This window comes from Streptomyces sp. NBC_00414, from assembly GCF_036038375.1.
Classification (GTDB): Bacteria; Actinomycetota; Actinomycetes; order Streptomycetales; family Streptomycetaceae; genus Streptomyces.
The window spans coordinates 7,255,998-7,281,624 of record NZ_CP107935.1; the positions used below are offsets into that span (position 1 = coordinate 7,255,998).

Here is a 25,627-nt window from a genome sequence, read left to right on the forward strand (position 1 = left end):
GTGTGATGCGCAGGTGTGCCCGACCGCCTCCCTGGGACGGGAGCAGGCGGCCTGACCAGCAAGATTGGGTGGAAGCGGAAGATGGACAAGCAGCAGGAGTTCGTGCTCCGTACGTTGGAAGAGCGCGACATCCGTTTCGTACGCCTGTGGTTCACGGACGTGCTGGGCTTCCTCAAGTCCGTGGCGGTGGCCCCGGCGGAGCTGGAGCAGGCCTTCGACGAGGGCATCGGCTTCGACGGATCGGCCATCGAGGGCTTCGCCCGCGTCTACGAGTCCGACATGATCGCCAAGCCGGACCCGTCGACCTTCCAGGTCCTGCCGTGGCGGGCCGAGGCCCCCGGCACCGCCCGGATGTTCTGCGACATCCTGATGCCGGACGGCTCGCCGTCCTTCGCGGACCCGAGGTACGTGCTGAAGCGGGCGCTGGCCAAGGCCTCCGACCTGGGCTTCACCTTCTACACGCACCCGGAGATCGAGTTCTTCCTGCTCAAGGACAAGCCGACGGACGGCTCACGGCCGACCCCGGCGGACAACTCCGGCTACTTCGACCACACCCCGCACAACGTCGGCATGGACTTCCGCCGCCAGGCGATCACCATGCTGGAGTCGATGGGTATCTCGGTCGAGTTCTCGCACCACGAGGGCGCGCCGGGCCAGCAGGAGATCGACCTCCGGTACGCGGACGCGCTCTCCACGGCCGACAACATCATGACGTTCCGGCTGGTCATGAAGCAGGTGGCGCTGGAGCAGGGCGTCCAGGCGACCTTCATGCCGAAGCCGTTCAGTGAGCACCCGGGCTCGGGCATGCACACCCACCTCTCCCTCTTCGAGGGCGACCGCAACGCGTTCTACGAGTCGGGTTCCGAGTACCAGCTCTCCAAGGTCGGCCGCTCCTTCATCGCGGGCCTGCTGAAGCACTCGGCGGAGATCGCCGCGATCACCAACCAGTGGGTCAACTCGTACAAGCGCATCTGGGGCGGCTCCGAGCGCACCGCGGGCGCCGGCGGCGAGGCCCCCTCGTACATCTGCTGGGGCCACAACAACCGCTCGGCCCTGGTCCGCGTCCCGATGTACAAGCCCGGCAAGACGGGCTCGGCGCGCGTGGAGGTCCGCTCCCTCGACTCGGGCGCGAACCCCTACCTGGCGTACGCGGTCCTGCTGGCCGCCGGCCTCAAGGGCATCGAGGAGGGCTACGAGCTGCCGCCCGGCGCCGACGACGACGTCTGGGCCCTCTCCGACGCCGAGCGCCGCGCGATGGGCATCGAGCCGCTGCCCCAGAACCTGGGCGAGTCCCTCACGCTCATGGAGCGCAGCGAACTGGTCGCCGAGACGCTCGGCGAGCACGTCTTCGACTTCTTCCTGCGCAACAAGCGCCAGGAGTGGGAGGAGTACCGCTCCGAGGTGACGGCGTTCGAGCTGCGGAAGAACCTGCCGGTGCTGTAGAGCAGGTCAGCGGGGTTTCCCGCCGGAACGACGGGTGGGGCCGACGGTCACTGACCGTCGGCCCCACCCGTCGTTCCGGCGCTCCCGGGCCGTGTCGCCGTCTGCCGAAGGGCCCGATGGACGGCCCGCCGCCGTCCTTTCAGGCAAACAGCCTTGCCCTTCGGCTTGCTGACAGCCCGTCGGCCGCCTCGTATGCTCACCCGAAAATCTTGTGTGTCGGATCCATGAGCAGTCGGACTTCGTCGACCGGATCTGTTGAATTGCCCGCTATCGGCTGCGCCCGAGCGACAGGAGCGCGGCACGGGGAAGCCGTACGCGCAGTGACGCCCTGGTCCGCGTGAACTTTCCGGGGACAGCGACGGGTCACGACATGGTCTCGGCATACGGCAAGGAGCGCCCATGTACAGCCGGAACGGCCCCGCACGGCAGGCAGCCCAGAGTGAGGACGCGGCCAGACGTGGGTCGAGGGGAGTTCTTCGCCGTCCGGAGGACGACGTCGCCTTCGCCGCGGCCGCGCTGTCGTCGCGGCCGACGGCCGACTCGGTGGCCACCCTGCAGCGCGCCACGGGCAACGCGGCGGTGGTCGCCGCGTTGAGGGCACCGTCGGGCCCCAGCAGTTCCACGGATCTGCCGGTTCAGCGCGCCTACGACGACTCGGACTACGACTCCGAGGAGGAGGAGCGCCGGCGTCGGCGCCGCCGCCGGAGCGTCTCGGTCGCCGCCCCGCCCCGTCGCCGCAGCGTCTCGGTCGCCCCGAGCGACTACGAACACGTCGACACCAGCTACGCCACGCGCGATTCCATGGCCGGTGTGCCGGCTCGCAGGCAGCCGGGCCAGAACACGGTGATGGGCGGGTCGGCGAGCAACGCGATGCGGGCCGCCGGCCACCACCCGGGCGCTCCGTCGAGCTGGCTGCACGGTTCCGCCGCCTGGTCCCACGGTGACCCGGCGCACGGCACGCCGCAACGGCGCGACAACCTGTTCGCCGGCACCCAGGCGACCAACATGGAGCACCTCCGCCACGAGTCCGCCATCTCGGACCCTGCCCCCGGCGTCAGCGGCGGCATCGATGTGCTCGGGGCGCCGATCACGCAGATCGGCCTGCGCAACCGTCTCGGCCCCAACAATGTGTACGGACAGGCCGAATACTCTGTCCACTCTCCCTATGACCCCCAGGACAGCTACCGCAGGCGGCTCAACCCCCTCGACCCCCGGCCGGTCGGCGCGCGTGAACAGGCCGGAGACCTTCCGTCACGCGAGCGGATCCACCGTGTGGCCGAGGCCCAGCACATGCACATGACGATGGGAGCACTCCCTCCCGAGGCGGTCCCGCCCGAGTACCAGGCGTGGCAGCAGCGGCGCACCTCCGGCGCGCCGTCGTCCTCGACGGGCGGGGCCAACATCGTGAGCGGAGGCACACCCAGCTGGGCGAGCCCCGCACCGGTCCCCTCCCGGTCGTCGAGCACGAACAGGCACCGGAGCGGGAGTACGCACCGGAGCGGGAGTTCGCACCGGAGCAGCAGCCGGGACCGGAGCGCCGCCGGGCCGGTGCTCAGCCCGCCGCCGAGGGACCGTACGCGGCCGCCGATCAGCAACCCACAGCTCTGGCAGGCCGCCTCCAGCCGGAGCGGCCCCCCGCCTTCGATGTATCCGAGCCCTTCCATGCGTACGGCGCCCAGCCCCTTCCCCGCCTACAACGCGCCTCCCATTTCGTACGCGCCCCCGCCCTCGTTGTCGGCGGGCCGTCCCAACATCGTCACCGCCGAGCCCAGGCCGCGGCTCAGCAGGCAGGACTCCCACCGCAGCGGCAGTCTCGCGCCGAGCAGGCCGAGCCTCGGCAGGTCGGACAGCCGCCTGGACCGCTCCCTGTCACCAAGGGACCGCGACGACGACGGCCGCGGCAGGAGCCGTCAGCGGGACCGGGACGACGACCGCCCCACCTACTACCGGTACTGAGGCCTGACACCCGGATCCGGTGACCGGACCCGGCAACCCGAAGGGGCGGCCCCGCACGGGGCCGCCCCTTCGTCTCGTCCGGGCCGGTGGACTGCCGCCCGGTGGGTTACGGCTGTTCCGCCTGGTCCGTCAGCAGCTTGTGCAGGGGCTTCGCCGCCCGCTCGCGGTACTCCTGGATGGCCCAGCCGTTGCCGTCCGGGTCGGTGAAGTGCATGAACGTGCCGCCGTCCTGAGGGGCGTACGCGACGGGCTCGCTGAGTTCCAGGCCCCGCGCGGTCAGTTCGTCGTACGCGGCCTTGGCGTCCGCGACGACCAACTGCATGCCGTGGTACGTGCCCGGTTGCGGGGTCCCGGACGGGATGGGCACGCCCTTGGAGAGCGCGATCGAACAGCCGGAACCGGGGGGTGTCAGCTGGACCACCCGCGCGCCCGGCATCACCTCCGTGTCGATGTCGACGTGGAAGCCCACCTTGTCCTCGTAGAAGGCCTTCGCCCGGTCGATGTCGGTGACCGGCAGCATGATCACTTCAAGGGCCATGTCCATGGAACGACTCCTTTGCCGTATGCCGTGCGTTTCGTGCCGTGCGTTTCGTGCCGTGGGTTCTGTGCCGTGCCTTCTGTGCAGTGCGTCGGTCCTTCCGCGTGCTCAGGCGTGTGCGGTCTCGGCCGGGTCCACCGCCGCGGCGCCTTCGCGCCGCATCCGCTCCGTCCCCCAGACGCCGAGCGGCCCGAGCGCCTGGTTGAGCGTGCGCCCGTGCTCGGTCAGGGAGTACTCCACCCTCGGCGGCACCTCGGCATGGACCTCCCGGTGGACGAGACCGTCCTCCTCCATCTCCCGCAGGTGCTGCGTCAGCATCTTCTCGCTGACTCCCGGCAGGCCGCGACGGAGTTCGGCGAAACGGCGTACGCGATGGGTTTCGAGCTCCCAGAGGATCAGCCCCTTCCACTTGCCGCTCACCACGTCGAGCGCGGCGTCGATGCCGCAGATGTAAGGCCCGAGTCTCGGAGCCCTGGCCATCGTCGATCCCCTAACGAAAAGGTGAGTACCGCAGAAAATAGTGCGTACTTCCTAGATTAGTGAGGCTCTTCGAGCATGGAGGAGTGAACGAACGACAGAACTTCACCAGCAGCCCGAACAGCGCCGTCACCGTGATCGGTCTCGGTCCGATGGGCCGGGCGATGACCCGCACCCTCCTCACCGCCGGCCACCCCGTCACCGTCTGGAACCGCACCGCCGGCCGGGCCGACGGCCTCGTCACCGACGGAGCGACGCTCGCGGCGACACCCGTCGAGGCGGTCGAGGCGAGCGACCTCGTGATCCTCAGCCTCACCGACTACGCGGCGATGTACGACATCCTCGACGGCGCCACCGGATCGCTCGCCGGCCGGACGCTGGGCAACATGAGTTCCGACACCCCCGACCGCACACGCGAGGCGGCGGCCTGGGCGGCGGGGCACGGCGCCGCCTTCCTCACCGGAGGTGTCATGGTCCCCGCGCCGATGGTCGGCACGGCGGCGGCCCACGTCTACTACAGCGGCCCCGGCGAGGTGCTGGAGAGCAGGCTCGCGGCGTTGACACCGCTCGGGACACCGAAGTACCTGGGCGAGGACCCGGGCCTCGCCCAGTTGATGTACCAGGCCCAACTCGCGGTGTTCCTCACCACCCTGTCCGCGCTGATGCACGCCACCGCGATGCTGGGCAGCGCGGGCGTGAAGGCCGGGGAAGCACTGCCGGAGCTGCTCTCCTCCGCCGACTCGATCGGCGCGATCCTGCGGGCCGGTGAGGAGCACCCCGGCGCCGCGCTCGACGCGGGCGAGCACCCCGGCGACCTCAGCACCATCACCATGATGGGGGCGACGGCCGACCACATCGTCGAGACCAGCAGGTCCCTCGGCCTCGACCCGGCCCTCCCGCTGGCCGTGCGGGCGCACTACCGGCGCGCGATCGAGGACGGGCACGGCGGCGACAACTGGACCCGCGTCATCGACGGCATCCGGGAACCGCGCTGACCGGACGCGGGACCGGCGCGCACACCCCCCGGCCGTCCAGGCGCTTCCCCGCGCCTGTGCGGTTACGCTCGGAGTCGTACGACCTTGATCGCGTGGGCGACACCGCATGGCCGGCATCGCATGGGTGGCTCCGCGTGGGGTGACATCGCGGGGGATGGCGGAGGCCGGGATGACGGTGCCGGGGCGCAGGAGCAGTACCTTCTCTCGGCTGCTCCGGCACGGGTTCACCGACCCCTCGGCCGCCGAGCGGCTGCTGGACAGCCCGGAGCTCGCGGCGGTGACGAACGACCCGGTCCTGCTCGACGCGCTCGGCGCCACCGCCGACCCGGACCTGGCCCTGCTGGGCCTCGTCCGGATCGTCGAGGCGCAGGAGAACGACGCGGGGCGGCGCGAGCTGCTCGACACGCTGATCGCGGCGAAGCCGCTGCGCGACCGGCTGCTCGGGGTGCTCGGCGCCTCCGACGCCCTCGGCGACCACCTCGCGCGCCACCCGCTCGACTGGCAGGCCCTGGTCACGTACGAGCCGCAGGACCTGCATCCCGGCGTCGCGGAGTTCGAGCGCGGGCTCGCCGAGGCGGGCGACCCCGTGTCGCTGCGGGTCGCCTACCGGCGGTGCCTGCTGTCCATCGCCGCCCGTGACGTGTGCGGGACCACCGATGTCGCCCAGGCCGCGGCCGAGCTGGCCGACCTCGCGACCGCCACCCTGCGGGCCGCGCTCTCCATCGCCCAGGCCGCCGCGCCCGAGGACGCCGGGATGTGCCGGCTGGCGGTGATCGCGATGGGCAAGTGCGGCGGCCACGAACTGAACTACGTGTCCGACGTCGACGTCATCTTCGTCGGGGAGCCCGCCGACGGGGTCGACGCGGCCGACGAGGACAAGGCGATGCGGGCCGCCACCCGGCTCGCGGCCCATCTGATGCGGATCTGCTCGGAGACCACCGTCGAGGGGTCCATCTGGCCCGTCGACGCCAACCTGCGCCCCGAGGGGCGCAACGGACCGCTCGTGCGCACGCTCAGCAGCCACCTCGCCTACTACCAGCGCTGGGCCAAGACCTGGGAGTTCCAGGCCCTGTTGAAGGCACGGGCCGTCGCGGGGGACGTCGTGCTGGGCGAGAAGTACGTCTCCACCCTGTCGCCGCTCGTCTGGCAGGTCGCCGAGCGCGAGAACTTCGTCGCCGACGTGCAGAAGATGCGGCGGCGCGTCGTCGAGAACATTCCGCCCGCCGAGATCGAGCGGGAGCTGAAGCTCGGCCCCGGCGGACTGCGGGACGTCGAATTCGCCGTGCAGATGCTGCAGTTGGTGCACGGACGGGTCGACACGTCACTGCGCAGCGGAACCACCCTCGACGCGCTGAAGGCACTGGCCGCGGGCGGCTACGTGGGACGCGTCGACGCCGTGCAGTTCGACGAGGCCTACCGCTTCCTGCGGTCCATGGAACACCGCATACAGCTCTTCCGGCTGCGGCGCACGCACCTCGTGCCCGAGGACGAGGCGGATCTGCGGCGCCTCGGGCGCTCGCTCGGGCTCCGGACCGATCCCGTCACCACGCTGAACCGTGAGTGGAAGCGGCACGCCGGTGTGGTGCGCCGGCTGCACGAGAAGCTCTTCTACCGGCCGCTGCTCGACGCCGTCGCTCAACTCGCCCCCGGCGAGAGCCGTTTGAGCCCGGGAGCGGCGAGAGAGCGGCTGGTGGCCCTCGGCTACGCGGATCCGGCCGCCGCGCTCCGTCACCTGGAGGCGCTGGCCTCCGGCGTCTCCCGCAAGGCCGCCATCCAACGGACCCTGCTGCCTGTCCTGTTGGGCTGGTTCGCCGACTCCGCCGACCCCGACGCGGGGCTGCTCAACTTCCGCAAGGTCTCGGACGCGCTCGGCAAGACCCCTTGGTATCTGCGGCTGTTGCGGGACGAGGGCGCCGCCGCCGAGAACCTCGCCCGGGTGCTGTCCGCCGGACGCCTCGCCCCCGACCTGCTGATGCGGGCGCCCGAGGCGGTGGCCCTGCTCGGCAACGGCTCAAGCGGCGGGCTCGTACCCCGTACCCGCGCCCACCTCGAACAGGAGATCCTGTCCGCGGTCGGCCGGGCAGGCAAGGGGGAGGCCGCGGTCACCGCCGCGCGTGGCGTACGACGGCGGGAGCTGTTCCGTACGGCCGCCATCGACATCGTCAGCTCCTACGGCACCGAGGAGACACCCGCCAACGCCGACCAGGGCGCACTGGTCGACCTCGTCGGGGGCGCCATCTCGGACCTCACGGCGGCCACCCTCGCCGGCACCCTGCGCGCCGTCGTCCGCGACGGCTGGGGTGAGACACTGCCCACCCGCTTCGCGGTCATCGGCATGGGCCGCTTCGGCGGCCACGAACTGGGTTACGGGTCCGACGCGGACGTGCTGTTCGTCCACGAGCCCCGGGAGGGCGTGGGCGAGGAGGAGGCCTCGCGGGCCGCCAGCACTGTCGTCTCCGAGATGCGCAGACTGCTGCAGATCTCCAGCGCCGATCCGCCGCTGCTCATCGACGCCGACCTGCGGCCCGAGGGCAAGTCCGGGCCGCTCGTACGGACGTTGAAGTCCTACGAGGCCTACTACCGGCGCTGGTCACTGGTGTGGGAGTCGCAGGCGCTGCTGCGGGCCGAAGTCGTCGCGGGGGACGAGGAGTTGGGACGGCGGTTCCTCGACCTCGCCGATCCGCTGCGGTATCCGGCGGAAGGACTCGGGGAGGACGCCGTACGGGAGATCCGGCGGCTCAAGGCCCGGATGGAGACCGAGCGGATGCCCCGCGGGGCCGATCCGACGCTGCACACCAAGCTGGGGCGGGGCGGGCTGTCCGACGTGGAGTGGACCGTGCAGTTGCTGCAGCTGCGGCACGGGTGGGTGGAGCCGGGGCTTCGGACCACCCGCACGCGGGAGGCGCTCGCCGCCGCCTGTGCGGCCGAGCTGATCTCCGGGGAGGATGCGTCGACGCTCGACGAGGCGTGGGTGTTGGCGACTCGGGTGCGGAACGCCGTGATGTTGGTTCGGGGGCGGGCGGGGGACACGTTTCCGTCCGACGGGCGGGAGTTGGCGGCGGTGGGTCGGTATCTGGGTTACGGCCCCGGGCATGTGGGGGACATGCTCGATGACTATCGGCGTACGACGCGGCGGGCGCGGGCGGTCGTGGACGAGCTGTTCTACGGCGGGTGACGCCGGGTTCTCCTCGGGGGCTCCGCCCCCGAACCCCCGGTCCTCAGACGCCGGACGGGCTGCACGCATTTCAGCCCGTCCGGCGTCTGAGGACGAGCGCGAAGCGCGATTTCGGGGGCGAGGGGGCGCAGCCCCCATGCGTGGTCGGGAACGGGAAGGGGCGGCGGTGGCGACTCAAAGCCACCCCGGCCAGCACCACACCCATCCCCGCGAGCACCCGCCACCCGACCTCCTCGCCCAGGAAAAGCGCACCCAACCCCACCGACACCACCGGCAGCAGATACCCCACCGTCGCCGCACTCGTGGCCCCCTCGTCCGCGATCAGGCGGTAGTTGAGATAGAACGTGACCCCCGTCCCGAGAACACCGAGCGCGGTCACCGCCAGCAGCCCCGTGATGTCGGTCCGGACGGCCCCGGCGGCGGGAAGCGCCACGCACGTCCACCCCGTGGCCGTCAGAAGCTGCGCCGCCGATACGGCCAGCGGCGCCGCCCGCCCGGTCAGCGTGCGCGCCATGTACGCGAAGGCGACCGCATAGCTCGCCGCCGCGGCCAGCAGCGCCACCGCACCCCAGGTCAGCAGACCCGAACGGTGCCACGGGGCGAAGATCAGGAGCGTACCGGCGAAGCCCAGGAACAGGCCGGCCAGGCGCGTGCGGCCGAGCCCGCGGTCCGTGCCGAGGGCGATCCCGATCAGCAGCGACCACAGGGGAGTTGTCGCGTTCAGCACGCCCGCGATGCCGGAGTCCACCGTCTGCTCACCGACGCTGAAGAGGGCGAAGGGGATCGCGTTGCAGAACAGGGCGGCGACGACGAGGTGGCCCCACGTCCCGCGGTCGCGTGGGAGGCGCTGGCCGGCCGAGCGGGCCAGGAGGAGGAGCACGGCCGTGCCGAGGGCGCAGCGGGTGATGGTGATCTGGGCCGGGGACAGGCCGTGGTTCAGGGCGAGTTTGATCCACAGGAAGCCCGACCCCCAGAGGAGGGCCAGGGCAGCCATGCGCAGGGACGAGGTGAGCGGCATGCGTCCACGGTGAGCCACGTACTCTGTAAGGACAAGTGAAAGATGTTGCATGGACCGTTAACCTGTCCTACATGCTTGATGTGCGACGCATGCAGATGCTCAGGGCCGTGGTGACCAGCGGCTCCGTGACGGCGGCGGCGACCCGGCTCGGCTACACGCCCTCGGCGGTCAGCCAGCAGATCGCGGTACTGGAGAAGGAGGCCCGCACACCCCTGCTCGAACGGGTCGGACGGGGCGTGCGGCCCACCGAGGCCGGGCTGCTCCTCACCGGCTACGCGGACGTCATCGGCCGCCAGGTCGCCGAGGCCGAGACCGCGCTCGCCGACCTGCGGGCGGGCCGTACGGGGCGGCTCGCGGTGCGGTACTTCGCGACGGCGGGGGCCGCCCTGGTCGCCCCGGCGGTGGCCCGGGTACGGGCCGAACACCCGGGGGTGCGGATCGAGTTGAAGCTCACCGACCCCGAGGACCCGCTGCCGGACGTACGGGAGGGCAGGGCGGACCTGGCCCTCGTGGTGCGTCCGGAGAGCGAGAGCCATGAGGAGGGGGAGGAGGCGGCCGGGGTGGACGGTGTGCGGCTGGTGCGGCTGCTCGACGATCCGTATCTCGCCGTGCTGCCGAAGGGGCACCGGCTGGCCGGACGGCGGACCGTGGCGCTGGCCGACCTCGCGGAGGAGCCGTGGGTGGGCAGTGAGTGGCCCGGACCCTGCCTGGACGCGCAGCTCTCGGCATGCGAGACCGCCGGGTTCCGGCCCCGGTTCGTGGTGGAGAGCGAGGACTACGTGACCGCGCAGGGGTTCGTCGCGGCGGGCCTCGGCGTGAGCCTGGTCCCGCGCCTGGGCCTCGGCAGCAGGCACCCCGGAGTGGTCGTACGGGAGGTCCGCCGGCCGGAGCCGGTCCGGGTGATCTTCGCCGCCGTACGGGAGGCGGCGCCCCCGACACCCGCGCTGCGGAGCTTCCTCCAGGCGCTGAGGGAGGCCGACGGAGACGGTGGGGGCGGGGAGTGACCCGGCCCCGGACTCTCAGGCCTTGGTCCCGACCCTGGCCCTGGCCCTGGCCCTGACTCTGGGCCAGGGCTTGGGTCCGGCTCCGGGCGGGACCTGCCGCGGAAGCGCGTACGGCAGGGATCCGTACCAGATTCTCGCCACCGCGAAGCCGAACGCCAGGCAGGCCATGCCGCCCACCGCGTCCAGCCAGAAGTGGTTGGCCGTGGCGACGATGACCACCAGGGTCGCCACGGGGTAGAGCAGACCCAGGACCCGTACCCACGGGACGGACGCCAGGGCGAAGATCGTGAGGCCGCACCACAGGGACCAGCCGATGTGCATGGAGGGCATCGCGGCGTACTGGTTCGACATGCTCTTCAGGTCGCCGGAGGCCATCGAGCCCCAGGTCTGGTGGACCACGACCGTGTCGATGAAGTCGTTGCCGTTCATCAGGCGCGGCGGGGCCAGCGGATACAGGTAGTAACCGACCAGTGCCACGCCCGTGGTGGCGAAGACGACCGTGCGGGTGGCCGCGTACCGGCCGGGGTGGCTGCGGTAGAGCCACACCAGGACGCCGATGGTCACCACGAAATGCAGGGTCGCGTAGTAGTAGTTCATACCGACGATCAGCCAAGTCACCGAGTTCACGGTGTGGTTGACGGACTCCTCCACGGCGATGCCGAGGTGGTGCTCCGTCCTCCAGAGCCAGTCGGCGTTCTCCAGCGCCTGGGTCCGCTGCTCCGGAACCGCGTTGCGGATCAGTGAGTACGTCCAGTAACTCACGCCGATGAGCAGGATCTCGAACCAGAGCCGGGGGCGGCGGGGCGTGCGCGGCCTTCGCAGGAAACGGTGTCCCGCGCTGCCGTGCGCCTCGTCCGCGACGGGCTGTGGAGGGGCCTGCTCCTGGCCTTCCAGTGTCGTCACGGTGCTCTCACCCATAGGGACAGAGTCTGCCAGATGAGCCTTTCCCGACCGATCATCCCTTGGGTGGGTCCTGGTCGCACGTTCTACACCTGAAGTAGGTGGAGCACTACTCCCTGCGCACGACGGCACGCATGATCACGCGCGATGATGTGCGGTCACGTGCGATTGCGGTCCCCGGGGGACGAAGCCGTCGAGCCCCGCACCACCAGTTCCGGCATGAACACGAACTCGCTGTGGGGCGCCGGTGTCCCGCCGATCTCCTCCAGCAGCGTACGCACCGCGGCCTGGCCCATCGCCGGTACCGGCTTGCGGACCGTGGTGAGGGGCGGGTCCGTGAAGGCGATCAGCGGGGAGTCGTCGAAGCCGACGACGGAGATGTCGTCCGGGACTTCGAGGCCGCGCTGCCGGGCCGTCCGTATGGCACCCAGCGCCATCATGTCGCTGGCGCAGACGATCGCCGTGCAGTCGCGGTCGATGAGCGCCGCCGTGGCCGCCTGTCCGCCCTCCAGCGTGTACAGCGAGTGCTGGACCAGGCGCTCCTCGATGTCGGCCGCGGCCAGGCCCAGCAGGTCCTGCATCGTGCGGACGAAGCCCTCGATCTTGCGCTGCACCGGCACGAACCGCTTCGGCCCGAGCGCGAGACCGATCCGGGTGTGGCCGAGCGAGACGAGGTGCGTGACCGCCAGGGCCATCGCCGCCCGGTCGTCCGGCGAGATGAAGGGCGCCTGCACCTTCGGCGAGAAACCGTCGACGAGGACGAACGGCACTCCCTGCCCGCGCAGTTGCTCGTAGCGCTGCATGTCCGCGGAGGTGTCCGCGTGCAGTCCGGAGACGAAGATGATGCCGGCGACCCCCCGGTCGACCAGCATCTCGGTCAGCTCGTCCTCGGTGGAGCCGCCCGGAGTCTGGGTCGCGAGGACCGGCGTGTAGCCCTGCCGCGTCAGCGCCTGACCGATGACCTGGGCCAGGGCCGGGAATATCGGGTTCTCCAGCTCCGGGGTTATCAGCCCGACGAGCCCCTCGCTGCGCTGGCGCAGACGGACGGGACGCTCGTAGCCGAGCACGTCGAGCGCGGCCAGAACGGACTGGCGGGTGGTGGCGGCGACGCCCGGCTTCCCGTTCAGGACGCGGCTGACGGTCGCTTCGCTCACCCCCGCCTGCGCTGCGATGTCGGCAAGCCGTGTGGTCACGGGATTGGACTGTACCGGCCGGGGATCGCGTTGCCCACTGAACGAACGCCGTGCACGGGCATGTGGACGGCCCGCTCCGGGCTGCTGCGTCATCGCGTTCCCTCGTGATTCTGGTCGGCACTGTCGTGTGGGGGTGGTCGTGGTCCGCCGCGTGCGCCCGTGGGGGCGGGGTGGTTCCTGCAAGGCGCCGAGGGCCGATGATCCCCGTGACGGACGGGTATGGCAAGAGCTTGCAGAGTCTTGCACAGCGGTCCCACACCCTACGAATCCCCCTGTGGCAAGGCATCCAGGCAGATCAGGACGGTTCCGAAGAGGTCACGGCGGGGTAACTGTCCCTCGGTCTTGCACTTTTTTGCTGCAAGGCCTTTCGCGACGCTTTCATCGCTGTTACGTTCACGTCGCCCGACGGCGGCAACGGTGCGGTCGGCGAGTCGGCAGGGACGGCGGACGGGACCGCCCCCTCGAAGCACACGGGCTTTCACCCTCAAGGAGAACTCATGCGGCGTGGCATAGCGGCCACCGCACTGGTGGCGTCCCTCGCTCTCGCGGCGACGGCCTGCGGCGGAGACAGCGACGACAGTGGCAAGGCGGACGGCCCGGTCACCCTCACGTGGTGGGACACGTCCAACGCCACCAACGAGGCACCGACGTACAAGGCCCTCGTGAAGGAATTCGAGAAGGCCAACCCGGACATCAAGGTCAAGTACGTCAACGTGCCCTTCGACCAGGCGCAGAACAAGTTCGACACCGCCGCCGGTTCCAAGGGCGCTCCGGACGTCCTGCGGTCCGAGGTCGGCTGGACCCCAGCGTTCGCCAAGAAGGGCTTCTTCCTGCCGCTCGACGGCACCGAGGCCCTCGCGGAGCAGGACAAGTTCCAGCCCAGCCTGATCGAGCAGGCCAAGTACGAGGGCAAGACGTACGGTGTGCCGCTGGTCACCGACACCCTCGCGCTGGTCTACAACAAGAAGCTCTTCGCGAAGGCCGGCATCGACGCGGCGCCCACCACCTGGGCCGACCTCAAGACGGACGCCGGCACCGTGAAGAAGAAGACGGGCGTCGACGGCTACTGGGGCTCCACCCAGGCCTACTACGCGCAGTCGTTCCTCTACGGCGAGGGCACCGACACGGTCGACGCCGACGCCAAGAAGATCACCGTCAACTCGCCCGAGGCGGTCAAGGGCTACGAGACCTGGCAGGGCCTGTTCGACGGCAAGGGCCTGCACAAGGCCGACACCACCGCCGACGCGTACGCCCACATCCAGGACGCCTTCGTCAACGGCAAGGTCGCCTCGATCATCCAGGGCCCGTGGGAGATCACGAACTTCTACAAGGGCTCGGCCTTCAAGGACAAGGGCAACCTCGGTATCGCCACCGTCCCGGCCGGCAGCAGCGGCAAGGCGGGCGCCCCGACCGGCGGCCACAACCTCTCCGTGTACGCGGGCTCGGACAAGGCCCACCAGGAGGCCTCGCTCAAGTTCCTGAAGTTCATGACCTCGGCGAAGTCCCAGGAGACCGTCGCGCTCAAGAACTCCACGCTGCCGACCCGCGACGACGCCTACACCACCGAGGTCAAGTCCGACCCGGGGATCGCCGGCTACCAGGGCGTGCTCGCCGCGGCCCAGCCGCGTCCGGCGCTGCCCGAGTACAGCTCCCTGTGGGGTCCGCTCGACACCGAGCTGCCCAAGGTCGCCGGTGGCAAGGAGTCCCTCGACAAGGGCCTGAGCAACGCCGAGACCGCGATCGCCAAGCTGGTCCCGGACTTCAGCAAGTGAGCCCGGGTGGCCGCCGGACCGTCCCGCCCGCCGTGGCGGGAACGGTCCGGCGGCCACCGGCCATGCCCACGCCCACGACAGGCCTGCTGATCAGCCCCTGATTTTCCAGAAGGTGTCGAACCATGACAGTCGTCATCGACCGCGCGACCGGCAAGCGCCGGGGGAGCCGGGCCCCGCGCCCCGGCCCGCTCCAGCGCATGAAGCACGCGTACCGCAAGTACTGGTACGCGTACGCGATGACCGCCCCGGTCGTCGTCGTACTCGGTGTACTGGTGCTCTATCCGCTGCTGCGCGGCATCTACCTGACGTTCACCGACGCCACCAGCCTCAACTCGGCCCGCACGATCGGCGTCAACCACATCGACGCCACGTACGAGTTCATCGGCCTGGACAACTACGCCGACATCCTGTGGGGACCGACGGCGTACGACCGGTTCTGGTCGCACTTCATCTGGACGATCGTGTGGACGGCGGTGTGCGTGCTGCTCCACTACGCCATCGGGCTGGGCCTCGCGCTGCTGCTCAACCAGAAGCTGCGCGGCCGCACGTTCTACCGGCTCGTACTCGTCCTGCCGTGGGCCGTGCCGACCTTCGTCACCGTCTTCGGCTGGCGCTTCATGCTCGCCGACGGCGGCATCATCAACTCCATGCTCGACGCGGTGCATCTGCCCTCGCCGCTCTGGCTCGAGGACACCTTCTGGCAGCGGACCGCCGCGATCATGGTCAACACCTGGTGCGGTGTGCCGTTCATGATGGTCTCGCTGCTCGGCGGCCTGCAGTCCATCGACCCGGTCCTGTACGAGGCCGCCGAGATGGACGGCGCGGGCGCCTGGCAGCGCTTCCGGCACGTGACCCTGCCGGGCCTGCAGTCGGTCAGCTCCACCGTCGTACTGCTGGGCATCATCTGGACGTTCAACCAGTTCGCCATCATCTTCCTGCTCTTCGGCGACACCGCGCCGGACGCGCAGATCCTCGTCACCTGGGCCTACCAACTGGGCTTCGGCCAACAGCCGCGCGACTACGCGCAGTCCGCCGCGTACGGCGTCCTGCTGCTGTCCATCCTGATCGTCTTCACCTCCGTCTACCGCCGCTGGCTGGCCCGCAATGAGCAGCAGCTCGCGATCTGAGGCAGGAGCCCCCATGAGCACCACGACCGTCAAGACCCCCGCCCCGGTGGGCGGGGCCCCCGCGGGCGCCGCGCCGGCGGGCAAGGGGCCGAGGCGCGGTGAGCGCAGTCGCGCCGGGGCCCTGACCTCGCACGGCATCCTCATCGTCGCCAGCCTGATAGCCCTGTTCCCGATCGCCTGGCTGGTCTACCTGTCCCTCGGCCCGGACAAGGACGACTACCTGCACCCCGGGGGCATCCTCGGCAAGATGACGTTCGACAACTACACGTTCGTGTTGCAGCACACGCCGTTCTTCGACTGGCTGTGGAGCACGCTCGTCGTGTCGCTGGGCACGACCGTCATCGGTGTCCTGGTCGCCGCCACCACCGGCTACGCGGTCTCACGCATGCGCTTCCCCGGCTACAAGAAGTTCATGTGGGTCCTGCTGGTGACCCAGATGTTCCCGGTCGCCGTACTGATGGTCCCGATGTACGAGATCCTGAGCGAACTCCAGCTCATCGACAACTACTTCGGCCTGATCCTCGTCTACTGCTCGACGGCCGTGCCGTACTGCGCGTGGCTCCTCAAGGGGTACTTCGACACGATCCCCTTCGAGATCGACGAGGCGGGGCGCGTCGACGGGCTCTCGCCCTTCGGCACGTTCTTCCGGCTGATACTGCCGCTCGCCAAGCCGGGTCTCGCCGTCGCCGCGTTCTACAGCTTCATCACCGCGTTCGGCGAGGTCGCGTTCGCCTCGACGTTCATGCTGTCCGACACGAAGTACACGTTCGCGGTCGGGCTGCAGAGCTTTGTCAGTGAGCACGACGCCCAGCGGAACCTGATGGCCGCGACGGCTGTGCTGGTGGCCATTCCGGTGTCGGCGTTCTTCTACCTTGTGCAGAAGAACCTGGTGACCGGTTTGACCGCGGGTGGCACGAAGGGGTGACCCCTGCCGGGACGCGAGCCGCTGAGGTCGTTGGCTGTCCGCGGCCCCGTCGTGGCTGGGCGCGCCCACGCGGCGGAGGCCGCATATCGATACAGCCCCGCGCCCCTTCGGCGCCCCCAGTGTCTGAACCTGACCGTGTGACTCCGTTACGTATCAAGGATGTTATGAGCCAGCACTCCGCCGACCCGGCGCCGAACTCCGCTCTTGTGACCGTCGCCGACCGCCGCGACTGGTGGCGCGACGCGGTGATCTACCAGGTCTATCCGCGCAGCTTCGCCGACAGCAACGGTGACGGCATGGGCGACCTGGAGGGCGTACGTTCCCGACTCCCGTATCTGCGAGACCTCGGCGTCGACGCCGTGTGGCTCAGCCCCTTCTACGCGTCGCCGCAGGCCGACGCGGGTTACGACGTGGCCGACTACCGGGCCGTGGACCCCATGTTCGGCAATCTGCTCGACGCCGACGCGCTGATCCGCGACGCCCATGAACTGGGCCTGAGGATCATCGTCGACCTCGTCCCCAACCACTCCTCCGACCAGCACGAGTGGTTCAAGCGCGCCCTCGCGGAGGGGCCCGGTTCGCCGACCCGGGAGCGCTACCACTTCCGCGCCGGCAAGGGCGAGAACGGTGAACTGCCGCCCAACGACTGGGAGTCCATCTTCGGCGGCCCCGCCTGGACCCGCGTCACCGAGCCGGACGGCACCCCCGGCGAGTGGTACCTCCACCTCTTCGCGCCCGAGCAGCCCGACTTCGACTGGGACCACCCGGCGGTCGGCGACGAGTTCCGCTCGGTGCTGCGGTTCTGGCTCGACATCGGCGTCGACGGCTTCCGGATCGACGTGGCCCACGGCCTTGTGAAGGCGGAAGGACTGCCCGACCTGGGATCCCACGAGCAGCTGAAGCTCCTGGGCAACGATGTCATGCCGTTCTTCGACCAGGACGGTGTGCACGAGATCTACCGCCAGTGGCGGCTCGTGCTGGACGAGTACTCGGGCGACCGCATCTTCGTCGCCGAGGCGTGGACGCCGACCGTCGAGCGCACCGCCAACTACGTGCGCCCCGACGAACTGCACCAGGCCTTCAACTTCCAGTACCTGAGCACCCATTGGGACGCCGAGGAGCTGCGTGCCTGCATCGACCGCACCCTCGACGCGATGCGCCCCGTGGGCGCCCCCGCCACCTGGGTGCTGTCCAACCACGACGTGACCCGGCACGCGACCCGGTTCGCCAACCCGGCCGGGCTCGGCACCCAGATCCGCCTCGCCGGAGACCGCGAACTGGGCCTGCGCCGAGCGCGTGCGGCCACCCTCCTGATGCTCGCGCTGCCCGGGTCCGCGTACCTGTACCAGGGCGAGGAACTGGGCCTGCCGGACGTCGTCGACCTGCCGGACGAGGTCCGCCAGGACCCCGCGTACTTCCGGGGCGCCGGCCAGGACGGGTTCCGCGACGGCTGCCGGGTACCCATCCCGTGGAACCGCGAGGGCTCCTCGTACGGGTTCGGCGGTGGCGGCAGCTGGCTCCCGCAGCCGTCCGGGTGGGGCGAGCTGAGCGTCGAGGCGCAGACCGGGGTGACCGGCTCGACCCTTGAGCTGTACCGGGCCGCGCTCGCCGCGCGCAGTGAGCAGGCCGACCTCGGCGCGGGCGACCGTGTCGGGTGGCTCAAGGCGCCCGAAGGGGTGCTGGCCTTCCGCCGTGGGGCGTTCGTCTGCACCGCCAACACCGGGGGAGAGGCGGCGACCGTCCGCGCGTACGGGCGGGTGCTGCTCGCGAGCGGCGAGGTGACCGTCACGGACGACGGCGAGGCGAAGCTGCCCGCTGACGCCACCGTGTGGTGGATCGCCGACTGACCGTCCACCAACCGTCCGTCAACCCACGTCTCCTGTAAGAACTTTCAGGAATTTTCAGAAGCCCGTCTTCCGCTTTGGGAGGCGGGCTTCTACGATCTGCGGCACCGCACTGCTGTTGAATTTTGCAGCAAGAACCTTCAACGGAGAAGGGACCCCCACATGGCCAAGAGAGCTCTGTCCTGTGCGCTCGCCGTGGCGGCCGCCGCGTTCGTCGTCCCCGCGAGCACCGCCGGCCCCGCACACGCCTCCCCACCAGGCACCAAGGACGTCACCGCCGTCCTCTTCGAGTGGAACTTCGCCTCCGTGGCCAAGGAGTGCACCAACCGGCTGGGCCCGGCCGGTTACGGATACGTCCAGGTCTCGCCGCCCGCCGAGCACATACAGGGCTCGCAGTGGTGGACCTCGTACCAGCCCGTCAGCTACAAGATCGCCGGGCGCCTCGGTGACCGTACGGCCTTCCAGAACATGGTCAGCACCTGTCACGCGGCCGGTGTGAAGGTCGTCGCCGACACGGTCATCAACCACATGTCGGCGGGCAGCGGCACCGGTACGGGCGGCTCGTCCTACACGAAGTACGACTACCCGGGCCTGTACTCGTCGCCCGACTTCGACAACTGCACCGCGCAGATCAGCAACTACCAGGACCGCGGGAACGTCCAGAACTGCGAACTCGTCGGGCTCGCCGACCTGGACACCGGCGAGGAGTACGTCCGCTCCGCCATCGCCAAGTACCTCAACGACCTGCTCTCCCTCGGTGTCGACGGCTTCCGCGTCGACGCGGCCAAGCACATACCGGCCGCCGACCTCGCCAACATCAAGGGGCGGCTGAGCAACACGTCCGCCTACTGGAAGCAGGAAGCCATCTACGGGGCCGGCGAGGCGGTCCAGCTCACCGAGTACACCGGGACCGGGGACGTCCAGGAGTTCCGGTACGCGTTCGACCTCAAGCGCGTCTTCAACAACGAGAACCTCGCCTACCTGAAGAACTACGGCGAGGGCTGGGGGTACATGAGCAGCGGGGTCTCGGGGGTCTTCGTCGACAACCACGACACCGAGCGCAACGGGTCGACGCTCAGCTACAAGGACAACGCGAACTACACCCTGGCGAACGTGTTCATGCTGGCGTACCCGTACGGGGCGCCCGACATCAACTCCGGGTACGAGTTCTCGTCGACGGACGCCGGGCCGCCCAACGGGGGTTCGGTGAACGCCTGTTGGCAGGACGGCTGGAAGTGCCAGCACGCCTGGCCGGAAATCCGGTCGATGGTCGCCTTCCGCAACACCGTCCGGGGCGAGTCGGTCACCAACTGGTGGGACAACGGGGGTGACGCGATCGCCTTCGGCCGGGGCGGGAAGGGGTTCGTGGCCATCAACCACGAGTCTTCCTCGCTTTCGCGCACCTATCAGACGTCGCTCGCCGCGGGCACGTACTGCAATGTGCAGGCGGGGTCGACCGTGACGGTGAACGGCTCGGGTCAGCTGACGACGACGCTCGCCGCGAACACGGCGCTGGCGGTATACGCAGGCAAGTCCACCTGCTGACTGCCGTTCCGCCTGCGGCTGGGCGGGGGCCGACCCAAAAGACTGCGCCGTTCCCCGCGCCCCTGACGGCGCGGGGAACGGCGCAGTCCTTTGGTTGTGGCCGGTGCCGGCCAGGACCGTCGCTGAAACTGTTTTCTACCCTTTGCAAGACTCTTGCTGAAAGGGTTTCAGCGGCGATACGGTCACGCGGATCCCACCGCAAGGAGTTCAGGCCCGTGATACCGACATGGCCGGCGCCGCCCAGAGCGCCCCGTTCCCCGCGTCGCAGACGGACCGCGGCCGTCGCCGCGGCCACCCTCGCCGCAGCGTTGGTCCAGCCCCTCGCCGCGAGCGCGGCAGCCCCACCCGCACCCCCGTCGGACGCGGCCCTGGCGAAGACGCCGGCCCGTAACGACCTCACCCGCGAGCAGTTCTACTTCGTCCTGCCGGACCGGTTCGCCAACGGCGACACGGCGAACGACAAGGGCGGCCTCACCGGCTCCCGGCTCGAAACGGGCTACGACCCCACCGACAAGGGCTTCTACCAGGGCGGCGACCTCAAGGGCCTGACGAAGAAGCTCGACTACATCAAGGACCTCGGCACCACCGCCATCTGGCTGGCGCCGATCTTCAAGAACCAGCCCGTGCAGGGCACCGGCACTGGGGGCACCTCCCAGACGGAGTCTGGGGGAGCCTCGGCCGGCTACCACGGTTACTGGATCACCGACTTCACGCAGGTCGACCCGCACTTCGGGACGAACGCGGACCTGGAACGGCTGATCGACAAGGCCCACGGCAAGGGCATGAAGGTCTTCTTCGACGTCATCACCAACCACACGGCCGACGTCGTCGACTACGAGGAGAAGTCCTACTCCTACCTTTCCAAGGGCGCCTTCCCGTATCTGACGAAGGACGGCGAGCCCTTCGACGACACCGAGTACGCCGACGGGGACCGGAAGTTCCCCGCCGTCGACCGTGACTCCTTCCCGCGTACCCCCGTCGTGGCCCCCGCGAAGAAGAACGCCAAGGTCCCCTCCTGGCTCAACGACCCGACGATGTACCACGACCGCGGCGACTCGGCCTTCGCCGGGGAGAGCTCCGAGCAGGGTGACTTCTCCGGGCTCGACGACCTGTGGACCGAGCGTCCCGAGGTCGTCACCGGCATGGAGAAGATCTACCAGCGGTGGGTGCGGGACTTCGACATCGACGGTTTCCGGATCGACACCGTCAAGCACGTCGACATGGAGTTCTGGACCCAGTGGGCCACCGCCCTGGACGCGTACGCGTCCAGGCACGGCCGGGACGACTTCTTCATGTTCGGTGAGGTGTACTCGGCGGACACGTCGATCACCTCCCCGTACGTCACCGAGGGCCGCCTCGACTCCACCCTCGACTTCCCGTTCCAGGACGCGGCACGGGCGTACGCCTCCCAGGGCGGCAGCGCGCAGCGGCTCGCCTCGGTCTTCGGGGACGACTACAAGTACACGACGGACAAGGCCAACGCGTACGAGCAGGTCACCTTCCTCGGCAACCACGACATGGGCCGCATGGGTTCGTTCCTCAAGCAGGACAACCCCGGCGCGTCCGACGCCGAGTTGGTGAAGAAGAGCAGGCTCGCCAACGAGCTGATGTTCCTCGGCCGCGGCAACCCCGTCGTCTACTACGGCGACGAGCAGGGCTTCACCGGTGCGGGCGGAGACAAGGACGCCCGCCAGACCATGTTCGCGTCGAGGACCGCCGACTACCTGGACGACGACCGGCTCGGCACCGACCGCACGCACGCCGAGGACGCGTACGACACGAACGCGCCCCTGTACCGGCAGATCGCCGCGCTCGCCAAGCTTCGCAAGGCCGATCCCGCCCTCGCGGACGGCGTACAGACCGAGCGGTACGCGGCCGACGGCGCCGGCGTCTACGCCTTCTCCCGTACGGACGCGAGGACCGGCGTCGAGTACGTGGTCGCTGTGAACAACGCGGGCGCGGCGAAGAGCGCCACCTTCGCGACCGGTTCGGCGGGGATGACCTTCCGTGGGATCTACGGGGCCGAGGGCACGCTGAGGAGTGGCTCCGACAAGAAGATCACCGTGACCGTCCCGGCCGGTTCCGCGGTCGTGTTCAAGGCCGCGGGCAGGGTCCCGGCGCCCGGCGCCAAGCCGTCCGTCACGCTGAAGGCGCCCGCCGCGGGCGCCACCGGCACGGTCGAGATCTCCGCCGACGTCGACGGGGGCGGCGGTCGGCTCGACCGCGTCGTCTTCGCCGCCCAGGTCGGCAACGGCAAGTGGAAGACGCTGGGTTCCGCCGACCACGCCCCCTACAAGGTCACCCAGGTCGTCGGCGAGGACGTGCCGGCCGGAACCGCCCTGCGCTACAAGGCCGTTGTCATCGACTCGGCCGGACGCACGGTGAGCGCGACGGCCGCCTCCACCACCGGCATCCCGCCCGTGGCGGAGGTGCCTACCGCCTCCTCGCGCGACTACGCGATCGTCCACTACAAGCGCGAGGACGGCGACTACACCGACTGGCGGCTCTATGCCTGGGGCGACATCGCCGACGGTGAGGGAACCACCTGGCCCGAGGGCCACGACTTCACCGGCCGGGACGCCTACGGCGCCTTCGCCCACGTGAAGCTGAAGCCGGGCGCCTCGGCCGTGAACTTCCTGGTCATCGACAAGGACGGCGCCAAGGACGTCTCCGCCGACCGCACGATCGACGTCACGAAGACCGGCGAGGTCTGGGTCGAGCAGGGCAAGGAGGCCGTACGGACCGACAAGCCGGCCGCCGACCATCCGGCCCCGGACAGGACCAAGGCGGTCCTGCACTACCAGCGTGCCGACGGCGACCACGACGGCTGGGGTCTGCACACCTGGACCGGCGCCGCGAACCCCACGGACTGGTCGAAGCCCCTGGAGCCGGTGCGGACCGACACGTACGGCGCCGTCTACGAGGTGCCGCTCGCCGAAGGGGCCACCAGCCTCAGCTACATCCTCCACAAGGGCGACGAGAAGGACCTTCCCACCGACCAGTCGCTCGACCTGACCGCCAGTGGATATGAAGTGTGGCTCCTGGGTGGCCAGGAGAAGTACCTGCTGCCGCAGCCGGCGGGCAGCGCGGCAGCGCTCGACCTGACCACCTCCAAGGCGGTCTGGATCGACCGGAACACCGTGGCCTGGAACGGCAACGAGAGCGCCGCGTCGACCCAGTTGCTGTACTCCCGGGACGGGAGCATCAAGGCCGCGAACGGCACGCTCACCAGCGACGACGAGCGGTGGCTCCGGCTGGACAGGGCCACGCTCACCGACGCGCAGAAGGCGAAGTTCCCGCACCTCAAGGACTACCAGGCCTGGTCCGTCGACCCGCGCGACCGCGACCGGGTGCGCGAGTCCCTGCGCGGCCAGCTGGTCGCCTCCCAGCGGGCCGCCAACGGAGCCGTGCTCGCGGCGACGGGCGTACAGATCGCGGGCGTCCTCGACGACGTGTACGGCACCGCCGCGACGAAGGCGGACCTGGGTCCGACGTTCCGCGCCGGCCGCCCCACGCTGGCCGTCTGGGCGCCGACCGCCCAGCAGGTCTCACTGGAGATCGGCGGCACCACCACCGCCATGAAACGGGACTCCGCCACCGGCGTCTGGTCCGTCACCGGGCCCACGTCCTGGAAGGGCAAGCCCTACCGGTACGTCGTGAAGGTGTGGGCGCCCAGCGTCCGCCAACTCGTCACCAACAAGGTCACCGACCCCTACTCGGTCGCCCTCACCGCGAACTCCGCGCGCAGCCTCGTCGTAGACCTGGACGACAAGTCCCTTGCGCCGGGAGGCTGGTCGGGGTTGAAGAAGCCCGCGGCCGTCCCGCTGAAGGACGCGCAGATCCAGGAACTGCACATCCGCGACTTCTCCGTCGACGACAGGACCGTCCCGGCGAAGGACAAGGGCACCTACCGCGCCTTCACCGACAAGGACAGCGCGGGTTCCGAGCACCTCAAGAAGCTGGCCGGGGCCGGGACCTCGTACGTTCATCTCCTGCCCGCCTTCGACATCGCCACCATCCCCGAGAAGAAGGCGGACCAGGCCACGCCCGACTGCGATCTGCCCTCCTACGCCGCCGACTCCGACAAGCAGCAGGAGTGCGTGGCGAAGAGCGCCGCGAAGGACGCGTACAACTGGGGCTACGACCCGTACCACTACACGGTGCCCGAGGGCTCGTACGCCAGTGATCCCGACGGGACGCGCCGCACGGTCGAGTTCCGGCAGATGGTGAAGTCGCTCAACGAGGACGGGCTGCGGGTCGTCATGGACGTGGTCTACAACCACACCCCCGCGAGCGGTCAGGCCGACACGAGCGTGCTCGACAAGGTGGTCCCCGGCTACTACCAGCGGCTCCTCGCCGACGGCGGCGTCGCCACCTCCACCTGCTGCGCCAACACGGCGCCCGAGAACGCCATGATGGGCAAACTGGTGGTCGACTCGATCGTCACCTGGGCCAGGGAGTACAAGGTCGACGGTTTCCGCTTCGACCTGATGGGCCACCACCCCAAGGCCAACATCCTCGCGGTCCGCAAGGCCCTCGACGCGCTCACCCCCGCCAAGGACGGCGTCGACGGCAAGAAGATCGTCCTCTACGGCGAGGGCTGGAACTTCGGCGAGGTCGCGGACGACGCCCGGTTCGTCCAGGCCACCCAGAAGAACATGGCCGGCACCGGCATCGCCACCTTCTCCGACCGGGCCCGTGACGCCGTACGCGGCGGCGGCCCCTTCGACGAGGACCCCGGCGTCCAGGGCTTCGCCTCCGGCCTCTACACCGACCCCAACTCCTCCGACGACAACGGCACTTCGGCCGAGCAGAAGGCCCGCCTCCTGCACTACCAGGACCTGATCAAGGTGGGCCTGTCCGGCAACCTCGCCGACTACACCTTCACCGACACCGCGGGCAAGCGGGTCAAGGGCTCCGAGGTCGACTACAACGGGGCGCCCGCCGGATACGCGGACGCGCCCGGCGACGCCCTCGCCTACGTGGACGCGCACGACAACGAGTCGCTGTTCGACGCGCTCGCCTTCAAACTGCCCAAGGGCACCTCGGCGGCCGAGCGTTCACGGATGCAGGTCCTCGCGATGGCCACGGCCACCCTGTCGCAGGGGCCCACGCTCTCCCAGGCGGGCACCGACCTGCTGCGGTCCAAGTCCCTCGACCGCAACTCCTACGACAGCGGCGACTGGTTCAACGCCATCCACTGGGACTGCGGCGACGGCACCGGCAGCGGCAACGGATTCGGGCGGGGGCTGCCGCCGGCCGCCGACAACGAGGCCAAGTGGTCCTACGCCAAGCCCCTGCTGACCTCCGTCGAGGTGGGCTGCCGGCAGATCGAGGGCGCGTCCGCCGCATACCAGGACCTGCTGCGCATCCGTACGAGTGAAAGCGACTTCGGGCTCGGCACCGCCGGACAGGTGCAGTCGAAGCTGTCGTTCCCGCTGTCCGGCAAGGACGAGACACCCGGCGTGATCACGATGGAACTCGGCGACCTCGTCGTCGTGCTCAACGCGACCCCCGGGGCGCAGGAACAGAAGGTGCCGGACCTGAAGGGCAAGCGGTACGCACTGCACCCCGTGCAGGCCCGCGGCGAGGACACCGTCGTCAAGTCCGCCTCCTACGCGCCGGACTCGGCCACGTTCACCGTTCCCGGACGGACCGCGGCCGTGTTCTCCCGGACCTCCTGACAGGGCACTACATTGGTGGGGCGGCTCCGGG

The 25,627-nt window shown here is 69.9% G+C and carries 16 protein-coding genes; 11 read left to right on the forward strand and 5 right to left on the reverse strand.

What is annotated here, in order from left to right; translation table 11 throughout:
• Nucleotides 1-81 precede the first annotated feature (81 nt).
• Together OHS59_RS31535 and OHS59_RS31540 are read left to right on the forward strand one after the other, a co-directional pair.
• On the forward strand, nt 82-1,443 hold the full coding sequence (locus tag OHS59_RS31535) for a glutamine synthetase family protein (RefSeq protein ID WP_328496733.1): 1,362 nt from the start codon (nt 82-84) through the stop codon (nt 1,441-1,443).
• A 399-nt stretch (nt 1,444-1,842) separates the two neighbouring features.
• Nucleotides 1,843-3,399 (forward strand): hypothetical protein, encoded by a 1,557-nt coding sequence (locus OHS59_RS31540; protein WP_328496734.1) that lies wholly within the window; start codon nt 1,843-1,845, stop codon nt 3,397-3,399.
• A 106-nt stretch (nt 3,400-3,505) separates the two neighbouring features.
• Here the strand turns inward: OHS59_RS31540 and OHS59_RS31545 are convergent, their stop codons facing one another.
• Both OHS59_RS31545 and OHS59_RS31550 read right to left on the reverse strand, forming a co-directional pair.
• Complete coding sequence (locus OHS59_RS31545; protein ID WP_328496735.1) at nt 3,506-3,943, reverse strand: VOC family protein; 438 nt, start codon at nt 3,941-3,943, stop codon at nt 3,506-3,508.
• A 102-nt stretch (nt 3,944-4,045) separates the two neighbouring features.
• Nucleotides 4,046-4,417 (reverse strand): winged helix-turn-helix transcriptional regulator, encoded by a 372-nt coding sequence (locus OHS59_RS31550; protein ID WP_328496736.1) that lies wholly within the window; start codon nt 4,415-4,417, stop codon nt 4,046-4,048.
• An 83-nt stretch (nt 4,418-4,500) separates the two neighbouring features.
• On the opposite strand from OHS59_RS31550, the gene OHS59_RS31555 reads away from it, so the two are divergent.
• Together OHS59_RS31555 and OHS59_RS31560 are read left to right on the forward strand one after the other, a co-directional pair.
• Nucleotides 4,501-5,409 carry an NAD(P)-dependent oxidoreductase gene (locus OHS59_RS31555; protein WP_328496737.1) on the forward strand — a complete coding sequence of 303 codons (909 nt, stop codon included), beginning with the start codon at nt 4,501-4,503 and terminating at the stop codon, nt 5,407-5,409.
• Nucleotides 5,410-5,578: 169 nt separating this feature from the next.
• On the forward strand, nt 5,579-8,584 hold the full coding sequence (locus tag OHS59_RS31560) for a bifunctional [glutamine synthetase] adenylyltransferase/[glutamine synthetase]-adenylyl-L-tyrosine phosphorylase (protein WP_328496738.1): 3,006 nt from the start codon (nt 5,579-5,581) through the stop codon (nt 8,582-8,584).
• A gap of 70 nt (nt 8,585-8,654) precedes the next feature.
• On the opposite strand, the gene OHS59_RS31565 is transcribed toward OHS59_RS31560, so the two are convergent.
• Entirely contained in the window at nt 8,655-9,602 is a 948-nt protein-coding gene (locus OHS59_RS31565; RefSeq protein ID WP_328496739.1) for a DMT family transporter, read from the reverse strand.
• 71 nt (nt 9,603-9,673) lie between these two features.
• Between OHS59_RS31565 and OHS59_RS31570 the strand changes: the two genes are divergently transcribed.
• The gene (locus tag OHS59_RS31570; RefSeq protein WP_328496740.1) at nt 9,674-10,606 is read left to right on the forward strand and encodes a LysR family transcriptional regulator; all 933 of its coding nucleotides are present in this window, start codon (nt 9,674-9,676) and stop codon (nt 10,604-10,606) included.
• Nucleotides 10,607-10,621: 15 nt separating this feature from the next.
• On the opposite strand, the gene OHS59_RS31575 is transcribed toward OHS59_RS31570, so the two are convergent.
• Nucleotides 10,622-11,524, reverse strand: coding sequence for a phosphatase PAP2 family protein (locus OHS59_RS31575; protein ID WP_328496741.1), 903 nt, complete (start codon nt 11,522-11,524; stop codon nt 10,622-10,624).
• Nucleotides 11,525-11,664: 140 nt separating this feature from the next.
• On the reverse strand, nt 11,665-12,699 hold the full coding sequence (locus OHS59_RS31580; protein WP_328496742.1) for a LacI family DNA-binding transcriptional regulator: 1,035 nt from the start codon (nt 12,697-12,699) through the stop codon (nt 11,665-11,667).
• 497 nt (nt 12,700-13,196) lie between these two features.
• Between OHS59_RS31580 and OHS59_RS31585 the strand changes: the two genes are divergently transcribed.
• From OHS59_RS31585 to pulA, 6 genes are all read left to right on the forward strand, one after another.
• Nucleotides 13,197-14,471, forward strand: coding sequence for an extracellular solute-binding protein (locus OHS59_RS31585; RefSeq protein ID WP_328496743.1), 1,275 nt, complete (start codon nt 13,197-13,199; stop codon nt 14,469-14,471).
• A gap of 122 nt (nt 14,472-14,593) precedes the next feature.
• Complete coding sequence (locus OHS59_RS31590; RefSeq protein ID WP_328496744.1) at nt 14,594-15,598, forward strand: carbohydrate ABC transporter permease; 1,005 nt, start codon at nt 14,594-14,596, stop codon at nt 15,596-15,598.
• 13 nt (nt 15,599-15,611) lie between these two features.
• Nucleotides 15,612-16,523, forward strand: a complete 912-nt coding sequence (locus OHS59_RS31595) for a sugar ABC transporter permease (protein WP_328496745.1) — start codon at nt 15,612-15,614, stop codon at nt 16,521-16,523.
• A 164-nt stretch (nt 16,524-16,687) separates the two neighbouring features.
• Nucleotides 16,688-18,370, forward strand: coding sequence for a glycoside hydrolase family 13 protein (locus OHS59_RS31600; protein ID WP_328496746.1), 1,683 nt, complete (start codon nt 16,688-16,690; stop codon nt 18,368-18,370).
• Between the two features lie 159 nt (nt 18,371-18,529).
• Nucleotides 18,530-19,912, forward strand: coding sequence for an alpha-amylase (locus OHS59_RS31605; RefSeq protein ID WP_328496747.1), 1,383 nt, complete (start codon nt 18,530-18,532; stop codon nt 19,910-19,912).
• Between the two features lie 215 nt (nt 19,913-20,127).
• Nucleotides 20,128-25,596, forward strand: a complete 5,469-nt coding sequence (gene pulA, locus OHS59_RS31610; protein WP_328496748.1) for a pullulanase-type alpha-1,6-glucosidase — start codon at nt 20,128-20,130, stop codon at nt 25,594-25,596.
• Nucleotides 25,597-25,627: the final 31 nt, after the last annotated feature.

Bases quoted from the DNA above. Each gene is read 5' to 3' on its own strand.
- OHS59_RS31535 (WP_328496733.1), top strand. From the start codon at position 82: ATGGACAAGCAGCAGGAGTTCGTGCTCCGTACGTTGGAAGAGCGCGAC.
- OHS59_RS31540 (WP_328496734.1), top strand. From the start codon at position 1,843: ATGTACAGCCGGAACGGCCCCGCACGGCAGGCAGCCCAGAGTGAGGAC.
- OHS59_RS31545 (WP_328496735.1), bottom strand. From the start codon at position 3,943: ATGGACATGGCCCTTGAAGTGATCATGCTGCCGGTCACCGACATCGAC.
- OHS59_RS31550 (WP_328496736.1), bottom strand. From the start codon at position 4,417: ATGGCCAGGGCTCCGAGACTCGGGCCTTACATCTGCGGCATCGACGCC.
- OHS59_RS31560 (WP_328496738.1), top strand. From the start codon at position 5,579: ATGACGGTGCCGGGGCGCAGGAGCAGTACCTTCTCTCGGCTGCTCCGG.
- OHS59_RS31565 (WP_328496739.1), bottom strand. From the start codon at position 9,602: ATGCCGCTCACCTCGTCCCTGCGCATGGCTGCCCTGGCCCTCCTCTGG.
- OHS59_RS31570 (WP_328496740.1), top strand. From the start codon at position 9,674: ATGCTTGATGTGCGACGCATGCAGATGCTCAGGGCCGTGGTGACCAGC.
- OHS59_RS31575 (WP_328496741.1), bottom strand. From the start codon at position 11,524: ATGGGTGAGAGCACCGTGACGACACTGGAAGGCCAGGAGCAGGCCCCT.
- OHS59_RS31585 (WP_328496743.1), top strand. From the start codon at position 13,197: ATGCGGCGTGGCATAGCGGCCACCGCACTGGTGGCGTCCCTCGCTCTC.
- OHS59_RS31590 (WP_328496744.1), top strand. From the start codon at position 14,594: ATGACAGTCGTCATCGACCGCGCGACCGGCAAGCGCCGGGGGAGCCGG.
- OHS59_RS31595 (WP_328496745.1), top strand. From the start codon at position 15,612: ATGAGCACCACGACCGTCAAGACCCCCGCCCCGGTGGGCGGGGCCCCC.
- OHS59_RS31600 (WP_328496746.1), top strand. From the start codon at position 16,688: ATGAGCCAGCACTCCGCCGACCCGGCGCCGAACTCCGCTCTTGTGACC.
- OHS59_RS31605 (WP_328496747.1), top strand. From the start codon at position 18,530: ATGGCCAAGAGAGCTCTGTCCTGTGCGCTCGCCGTGGCGGCCGCCGCG.